Source organism: Agromyces humi (assembly GCF_009720255.1).
Classification (GTDB): domain Bacteria; phylum Actinomycetota; class Actinomycetes; order Actinomycetales; family Microbacteriaceae; genus Agromyces; species Agromyces humi.
The window spans coordinates 1-7,602 of record NZ_WJSP02000173.1; the positions used below are offsets into that span (position 1 = coordinate 1).

The 7,602-nt window shown below is 70.0% G+C and carries 7 protein-coding genes; 2 read left to right on the forward strand and 5 right to left on the reverse strand.

Translation table 11 applies throughout. The features are described from left to right. On the reverse strand, positions 1-1,308 hold a 1,308-nt coding region (locus GH736_RS13635; protein ID WP_159604174.1), incomplete at its 3' end, for an MFS transporter. 311 nt (positions 1,309-1,619) lie between these two features. Between GH736_RS13635 and GH736_RS13640 the strand changes: the two genes are divergently transcribed. Both GH736_RS13640 and GH736_RS13645 read left to right on the forward strand, forming a co-directional pair. Continuing rightward, positions 1,620-2,663 carry a serine/threonine-protein kinase gene (locus GH736_RS13640; RefSeq protein WP_159604166.1) on the forward strand — a complete coding sequence of 348 codons (1,044 nt, stop codon included), beginning with the start codon at positions 1,620-1,622 and terminating at the stop codon, positions 2,661-2,663. A 79-nt stretch (positions 2,664-2,742) separates the two neighbouring features. Beyond that, the gene (locus GH736_RS13645) at positions 2,743-3,867 is read left to right on the forward strand and encodes an AI-2E family transporter (protein WP_203230767.1); all 1,125 of its coding nucleotides are present in this window, start codon (positions 2,743-2,745) and stop codon (positions 3,865-3,867) included. A 66-nt stretch (positions 3,868-3,933) separates the two neighbouring features. Here GH736_RS13645 and GH736_RS13650 read toward each other — a convergent pair whose 3' ends face one another. The 4 genes from GH736_RS13650 to GH736_RS25750 form a co-directional block, all read right to left on the reverse strand. Further along, entirely contained in the window at positions 3,934-5,232 is a 1,299-nt protein-coding gene (locus GH736_RS13650; RefSeq protein ID WP_159604168.1) for a sugar ABC transporter permease, read from the reverse strand. After that, complete coding sequence (locus GH736_RS13655) at positions 5,229-5,981, reverse strand: ATP-binding cassette domain-containing protein (RefSeq protein WP_159604170.1); 753 nt, start codon at positions 5,979-5,981, stop codon at positions 5,229-5,231. Before GH736_RS13655 ends, GH736_RS13650 begins: the two co-directional genes overlap by 4 nt. 126 nt (positions 5,982-6,107) lie before the next feature. After that, entirely contained in the window at positions 6,108-7,172 is a 1,065-nt protein-coding gene (locus tag GH736_RS13660) for a sugar ABC transporter substrate-binding protein (protein ID WP_159604172.1), read from the reverse strand. Positions 7,173-7,470: 298 nt separating this feature from the next. Continuing rightward, the gene (locus tag GH736_RS25750) at positions 7,471-7,590 is read right to left on the reverse strand and encodes a hypothetical protein (RefSeq protein ID WP_407922349.1); all 120 of its coding nucleotides are present in this window, start codon (positions 7,588-7,590) and stop codon (positions 7,471-7,473) included. Positions 7,591-7,602: the final 12 nt, after the last annotated feature.

Here is a 7,602-nt window from a genome sequence, read left to right on the forward strand (position 1 = left end):
GGCGATGGTCGCCACCGCCGCCACGATCACGGCGAAGAACACCGCCGTGGAGGCCGCGTGGATGGCGACGGGGGAGTGCTCGCCGAGGCCGGTGCCGGCGATCACGCCGTTCGCGATCGCGCCGAAGATCGCCACCCCGACGGCGCTGCCCATCGAGCGCAGGAACATGTTCGCGCCGGTGACCACGCCGCGCTCCGTCCACGGCACGGACGACTGGGCGGCGATGAGCGTGGGCGAGGCGACGAGGCCGAGCCCGAGGCCGACGACGAAGCAGGCGATCGCCGTGGTCCACACGTTGGGCACCAGGGAGGCCGCGAACAGCCCGATCGCCCCGAGCACCGCGATGCCGAGGCCGATGAAGGCCGTGCTGCGGAATCCGATGCGCAGGAAGATGCGGCCCGACTGCGACGCCGAGATGGGCCAGCCCAGGGTGAGCGCCGCGACCGCGAGGCCCGAGACGATCGGGGTCGCCCCGGCGGTCATCTCGAGGAACGTCGGCACGTACGAGGTCAGGCCGATGAGCGCTGCGCCCACGCCGAACGAGATGAGCGACGTCGTGAGGATCAGGCGCCGGGAGAACACCCACAGCGGCAGGACCGGCTCGGCCGCGCGCCGCTCGATGAGCACGAAGACGACGAGCAGCAGGAGGCCGAGGGCGAATGCCCCGATGCTCTGCCACGAGTTCCACGCCCATGCCTGCCCGCCCTCGAGCACGGCGAGGATGAGCAGCGTCAGGGCGACGGTGAGCACCAGGGCGCCGGCGACGTCGATGCGGTGCTTCTGCCGCTCCACGTCCTCGTGGTAGTTGCGCACGAGCATCAGCGCGGCGATGAGGCAGAGGGGGATGTTGACGAAGAAGATCCAGCGCCACGTGAGGAACTCGGCGAACAGCCCGCCGAGCGATGGCCCGATGACGGATGACGCGGCCCACACGCTCGCGATGTAGCCCTGCACCCGTGCCCGCTCGCGCACGGTGTAGATGTCGCCGGTGATGGTGATCGACACGGGCAGCACGGCACCGGCGCCGAGGCCCTGCACGGCACGGAAGACGATGAGCGAGGTCATGTCCCAGGCCACGCCGCAGAGGATCGACCCGATGAGGAAGAACCCGATGCCGACGAGGATGATCGGCTTGCGGCCGACCGTGTCGGCGAGCTTCGAGTAGACCGGCACCGACACGGCCTGGGCGAGCAGGAAGATCGAGAACAGCCACGGGAACTGCGTGAAGCCCCCGAGGTCGGCGACGATCGACGGCACCGCCGTGGCGAGGATCGTGGCCTCGATGGCGACGAGTCCCGTCGACAGCATCAGGGCGATCAGCACCGGTCCCCGGTCGGAGCGGAATCCCACGGCGGTCTGCTCGGTCACGTTCCTCCTCGTCCGTGCGGCTCGCGGCCGGCGGTCCACGGTCGGCGCCGCGGTGGCGGCCTGCACCTCACCCTCAACGACAACGCAGCCGGCGTGCGGGCATTCCCGATCTGCCCGGCATAGGGCACGATCCGCCGCAGCGCAAGCCCTCGGGCCGGTCCCGGGTCCTTGTGTAACCTGACCACACGCATGAGTCCATCGATGCGGAGCGCGTCGAACCCGAGGCGCGCAGTGACATCAGGAGCCGACCCATGACCGACCCCATCCTCGCGGACACCCCAGCCGCGCCCGACCACTCTCGACAACGCTACGACTTCCGCGAGCACCTCGGCTCGGGCGGCATGGCCGACGTCTACCGCGCCCGCGACACCGAGCTCGGCCGCGACGTCGCGGTCAAGGTGTTCCGGGCGACCGACGACACGGTCGCCGACCTGCAACGCCGGGAACGCGAGATCCGGTTGCTCAGCCGGCTGAACCACCCCGGGCTCGTCGACATCCACGACGCGGGCACCCTTCTGCACGACGGCCAGGCCCGCCGATACGTGGTGATGCAGTACATCGAGGGGCGCTCGCTCGCACACCGCCTCGCACGTGGACCCATGACCCCGCGCCAGGTCGCCGACGTCGGCGCCCAGATCGCCGACGCGCTGAGCTACGTGCACGGGCACTCCATCGTGCATCGCGACGTGAAGCCCGAGAACATCCTCGTCGCCGACGTGCCGACGCTCGGTTACACGCTCATGGCGAAGCTCGCCGACTTCGGCGTCGCGCAGTTCATCGACGGTTCCCGCCTCACGAGCGACGGCGCCATCATGGGCACCGCCGCCTACATCTCACCCGAGCAGGCGCGCGGCGAGGAGATCGGCACGTCCAGCGACGTCTATTCGCTGGGCCTCGTGCTCCTCGAGGCGCTGCGCGGCGAGCGGGAGTACACCGGCAGTGCGATCGAGGCCGCGCTCGCCCGCCTGCACCGCCCGCCGCACATCCCCGAGGACCTGCCCGAGCAGTGGCAGTCGCTCCTCGCGGCGATGACCTCGACCGATCCCGCCGTGCGGCCGACCGCGCACGACGTCGCCGCGAGCATGCGCGACATCATCCGCGGCATGATCATCACCGGGCGCGGGAAGCACGAGAGCGGTCGAGCCCGGCCATCGCGCGCCCGCAGCGTGGCGCGGGTGCCCGAGGGCACTGCAGCGCGCGGCCGCGGAGCCGTCGTCGTGGGTGCCGCGATCCTCGGCCTCGCCGCTGCGATCACGGTGGTCGTCGGAGTCGTGGCCGGTGTCGTCGCGGTCTGACGCCGTCGAACCGGCAGCGCTCGACGCCGACCCGGCGCGGCGCGCCACCGCGTCGGCCGGAACGCGTAGCGTCATGGCCATGCTGAGACGAAAGCGCGCCCAGGTCGTCGAACCGCCGCCCGCGGCAGAGGTCACCGCCAACGCCGAGTCGGCGGGCCCCGAGGTGAAGATCCGGGCGTTCCGCATCGGGTTCGTCGGGGCGCTGGGCGTGCTGCTCGCGATCCTGCTCGGCGGGATCCTCGGGCAGCTCGGCACCGTCATCCTCTACGTCGCCCTCGCCCTGTTCCTCGCGCTCGGCCTCGACCCGGTGGTGAGCTGGATGCAGCGACGCGACATCCCGCGCTGGCTCGCGATCCTGCTCGTGTTCGTCGTCGTGATCGGCGTGTTCGTGGGGCTCATCGCCACGATCGTGCCCATCGTGGTCGAGCAGACCCAGATCCTCGTCGAGGACTGGGACTCGATCGTCGAGAACATCCAGAACAGCGACCTGGTGGGCTGGCTGAACTCGCTCGTCGGGGGAGACGCCATCCAGCAGGCCATCGACGGTGCGGGCGACTGGTTCGCCGACCCCGACAACCTCGGCGCCCTCACCGGCGGCATCCTCGCCGTCGGGGCCGGCATCGCCGGCGGATTCACGGGCGCCACGATCGTGCTCATCCTCACCCTCTACTTCCTCGCGTCGCTCGGCTCGATGAAGCGCTACGCCGCGCGATTCGTGCCGGCGAGCTCCCGGCCCGGCTTCCGGTCGGTCTCCGAGGAGATCACGGGCTCCGTCGGCCGCTACGTCATCGGGCAGGTGTCGCTCGCCGCCATCAACGGCGTGCTGAGCCTCATCTTCCTGTCGATCATCGGCGCGCCGGCGCCGATCCTGCTCGCCTTCATCGCGTTCCTGTTCTCGCTGGTGCCGCTCGTCGGCACGCTCACCGGCGCGATCATCATCTCGCTCGTCTGCCTCGCGGCGTCGCCGGTCACCGCGCTCGCCGCGGCGATCTACTACCTCATCTACATGCAGGTCGAGGCGTACGTGCTGAGCCCCCGCATCATGAGCCGTGCGGTCGCCGTGCCCGGCGCGCTCGTCGTGATCGCCGCCGTCGCGGGCGGCACGCTCGGCGGCGTGCTCGGCGCGCTCGTCGCGATCCCGGTCGCCGCGTCGCTCATCATCATCGTGGAGAAGGTCGTCTTCCCACGGCAGGACGTGCGCTAGCCACGAACGACGAAGCGGATGCCGCGGGCGACGAGCCCGCGGCATCCGCTTCGTGCATCGTGTGCATCAGGTTCGCACGAGCGACCCGCCCGCCCGCGTGCGCGAGACCGCATCGACCGTGGCCGCGAGGATCAGCACGCCGCCGGTGACCGCGTAGTTCACGCCGGCCGGCAGGTTCAGCAGGCCCAGCCCGTTCGTGATGACGGCGATGACCAGGGCGCCGATGGCCGCGTGCATGAGCCGCCCGCGACCGCCGAAGAGGCTCACGCCACCGACGACGGCCGCCGCGACACCGCTGAGCACGAGGTCGCGGCCGGCTGCGGCATCCACCGAGCCGACCTTGCTGATCGAGAAGAGCCCCGCGACGACCGACAGGCTCGAGCAGACGATGAACGCCGTCCAGCGGATCATCATCACCTTCACGCCGGACCGGCGGGCCGCCTCGGCGTTGCCGCCGATCGCGTAGATGTACCGGCCGTACTTCGTGCGATCGAGGACGAACGTGCCGATCCAGAGGATCACGAGCACGATCGGCACCACGATGGGCACGCCCTGCACGGCGCGGATGGACTGCCCTCGGTCCTGGTTGAGGATGTACACGACGACCCCGCCCAGCACGGCGATGACGCCGAGCTTGATCCAGACGAGCGAGATGGCGCGGTTCGGCACGCCGGCGCGGTTGCGACGCGAGCGGTCCCAGAACGACGTCGCGGCCGAGACGGCGACGATCACGACGAGCATGACCCAGCCGGCCCAGGTCGGGAGGTTGCTGTTCTGGATGGCGAGGATCTCGGGCACCTGCACGCGGTAGAGGCCGCCGGACCCGATGATGATGAGCTCGAAGCCCTGGAGGCCGAGGAAGAGGCCCAGCGTCACGACGAACGACGGGATGCCCACCCTGGCGACGAAGAACCCGATGAACGTGCCGATCGCGATGCCCGCCAGGAACGCGATCGCGAGCGCGACGATCCAGTTGATGCCCTGCACGTTGACCAGCACGATGAAGATGCACATCGTGACGCCGGCGGTGACACCGGCCGACAGGTCGATCTCGCCGAGCAGGATGACGAAGACCAGCGCCATGCCGAGCATGACGAGCGTGGCCGCCTGCGTCATGAGGTTCGCGAAGTTGCGCTCGGTGAGGAAGAACGGACTGAGGATCGAGAACATGATGCTGAGCACGACGAACCCGCCGATGGCGGGCAGCGCACCCATCTCGCCGCTGCGCACCCGCTGGAACCAGGCTCGCACCTGGTCGCCGATGCCGCCCTCCTGGCCGCTGCCGATGAGGTCGGCCGCGACGTAGGTCGCCGGTGCCTCGGCGACCGGGTCGTCGGCCGTCGGCGTCGTCTTCTGCGTGCTCATGCGGACGCTCCTGCTGGGGTCTTGGTGCCGGTGATGTACCCGACGACGTCGTCGCTCGTGGTCTCGCTCGTCTCGAGGGAGGCGACCATCTGGCCGAGGTAGAGCACGTTGATGTGATCGGCGACGGCGAAGACGTCGACGAGGTTGTGGCTGATGATGATGACCGCGACGCCCTGCTCGGCGAGGCGCTTCACGAGGTTCAGCACCTGCTCGGTCTGGGCGACGCCCAGGGCTGCGGTCGGCTCGTCGAGGATGACGACCCGCGCCTTCTTCAGCACCGCACGCGCGATGGCCACGGTCTGGCGCTGGCCGCCCGAGAGGGAGGACACCTTCTGCCGCACCGACTTCACGGTGCGCACCGAGAGCGAGCGGAGGGTGTCGGATGCCTGCCGCTCCATGCGTCCCTCGTCGAAGGTGCCGAACTCGGTCTCCTCGCGGCCGAGGAACATGTTCTGCACGATGTCGAGGTTCTCGCAGAGCGCGAGGTCCTGGTAGACGACCTCGATGCCGAGGCGGGAGGCCTCGCGCGGCGTGTGCAGGGCGACCTCCTGCCCTTCGAACTTCACGCTGCCGGCGTCGTAGGGCTGCACGCCGGCGAGGCCCTTGATGAGGGTGGACTTGCCCGCCCCGTTGTCGCCGACGAGCGCGGTGACCTTGCCGGGGTAGGCCTTGAGGTCCACGCCCTTGAGCACGCTGACCGGGCCGAAGCTCTTGACGACTCCGCTCAGCTCGATGATGGGCACGTCCATGCCGGGTTCCTTTCGACGGCGCTGTCTGGCTCTCAGTGTGGCACTCGCCGGCTCGCGCCGGCAGAGGGGTTCGGGGCCCCGACCACGGCGGTCACGCCGCGGCCGGGGCCCCGAGGGTGGAACGGGTTACTCGATGCCGTACTCGCCGCACTTCGCGGCGACCTCGCCCTGGCAGAGCTCGGCCGGGTCGGCGTCGCCGGCGTCGACGACGTCGACCACCTGGTCGGGCCCGACCAGCTGGGGCGTCACCGCGATGTAGGGCGTGCCGTCCTCGAGCTCCTGGTCGGCCGTCGGGGTCTCACCCTCGAGCAGCTTGGTGGCGAGGTCGATCGCGGCGTCGGCCTCGAGCTTGATCGGCTTGTAGACCGTGGCGGTCTGCTTGCCGAGCAGCACGTTCTGCAGGCCCGCGATCGAGGCGTCCTGGCCGGAGACCGGAACGACGAGGCCGTTCTTGTCGAGGACCGTGATGACGCCGGCGGCGTTGGTGTCGTTGGCCACCCACACCGCGTCGACCTTGCCGCCGAGCGAGGTGAGGGCCTGCTCGAAGTTCGTCGCCGACTTCTCACCGTCCCAGACGCCCGGGGGCTCGGCGGCCGGCGAGATGCCGGCTGCCTCCATGACCTCGACGGCGCCGTCGTGGAACATCTTCGCGTTGCCGTCGGTCGGGTCTCCGCCCATGTAGACGACGACCGAGCTCGCCGGGTCCTTGCCGGCGGCCGCGAGGCCGTCGACGATGGACTGGCCCTCGAGCCGGCCGACCTCTGCGTTGTCGAACGACACGTAGTAGTCGACGCCGTCGATCGGGCGGTCGTAGGCGATGACGGGGATGCCCTCGCCCTTGGCCTTGGCCGCTACCGCGGCGCCGGCGCCGTTGTAGTCCACGAGCAGCATCACGCCGCAGCCCTTGCTGAGCTGCTGGTCGGCGATGGTGGCGTACTTGTTGACATCGCCCTGAGCGTTCTGGATGTCCGTCTCGAAGCCGGCGGCCGTGAGGCCGTCCTCGAGGTAGGGACGGTCGTTGTTCTCCCAGCGCGGCGATGACGCGGCGTCGGGGAGGATGACGCAGGCGCGCGTCGCTGCTGCGTCGCCTCCGTCGCTCTCTCCGCCGCTGCCGCCGCTCGAACAACCTGCCAGCAGCAACGCCGAGACACCGACGAGCGCTGCAGTAGAGACCAATGAAGGTGTCTTCATGGCTCTCCCCTTCTGTGATTGAGGTCGACCCCTCGGGGGTTCCGCCGTCATCCTTGGCGGCGGCACAGCCATGATGACGCATTTGTCGTGCTGCGGAACAAAACGGTTGATAACGCTTCCGTAACTTACTGACGTGTCAGTAAGTGGGAAAGCGGTACCCGCGGCCGAATGCGCGGGAGCGCTCTCACGGCACGCCCCCGGAATGGGGGCACGACGGGGCGCGCAGCCGTGTGTGACGCGCCGGCGCGTCCGCCGCGGCATCCGTCCCGCGGGATCCGCGCACGTCATCCGTGCCGTATCAGAACCAGATGCTCAGGTGCGGTGTTCGCTCGGCCGCGAACAGCTGGTCGGCGAAGGCGACCGACCGCGGTGCCGCCTCGACGATGCGTCCGGCGCGGGCCAGCACCGAGGGCCGCACGCCGCCGAGGTA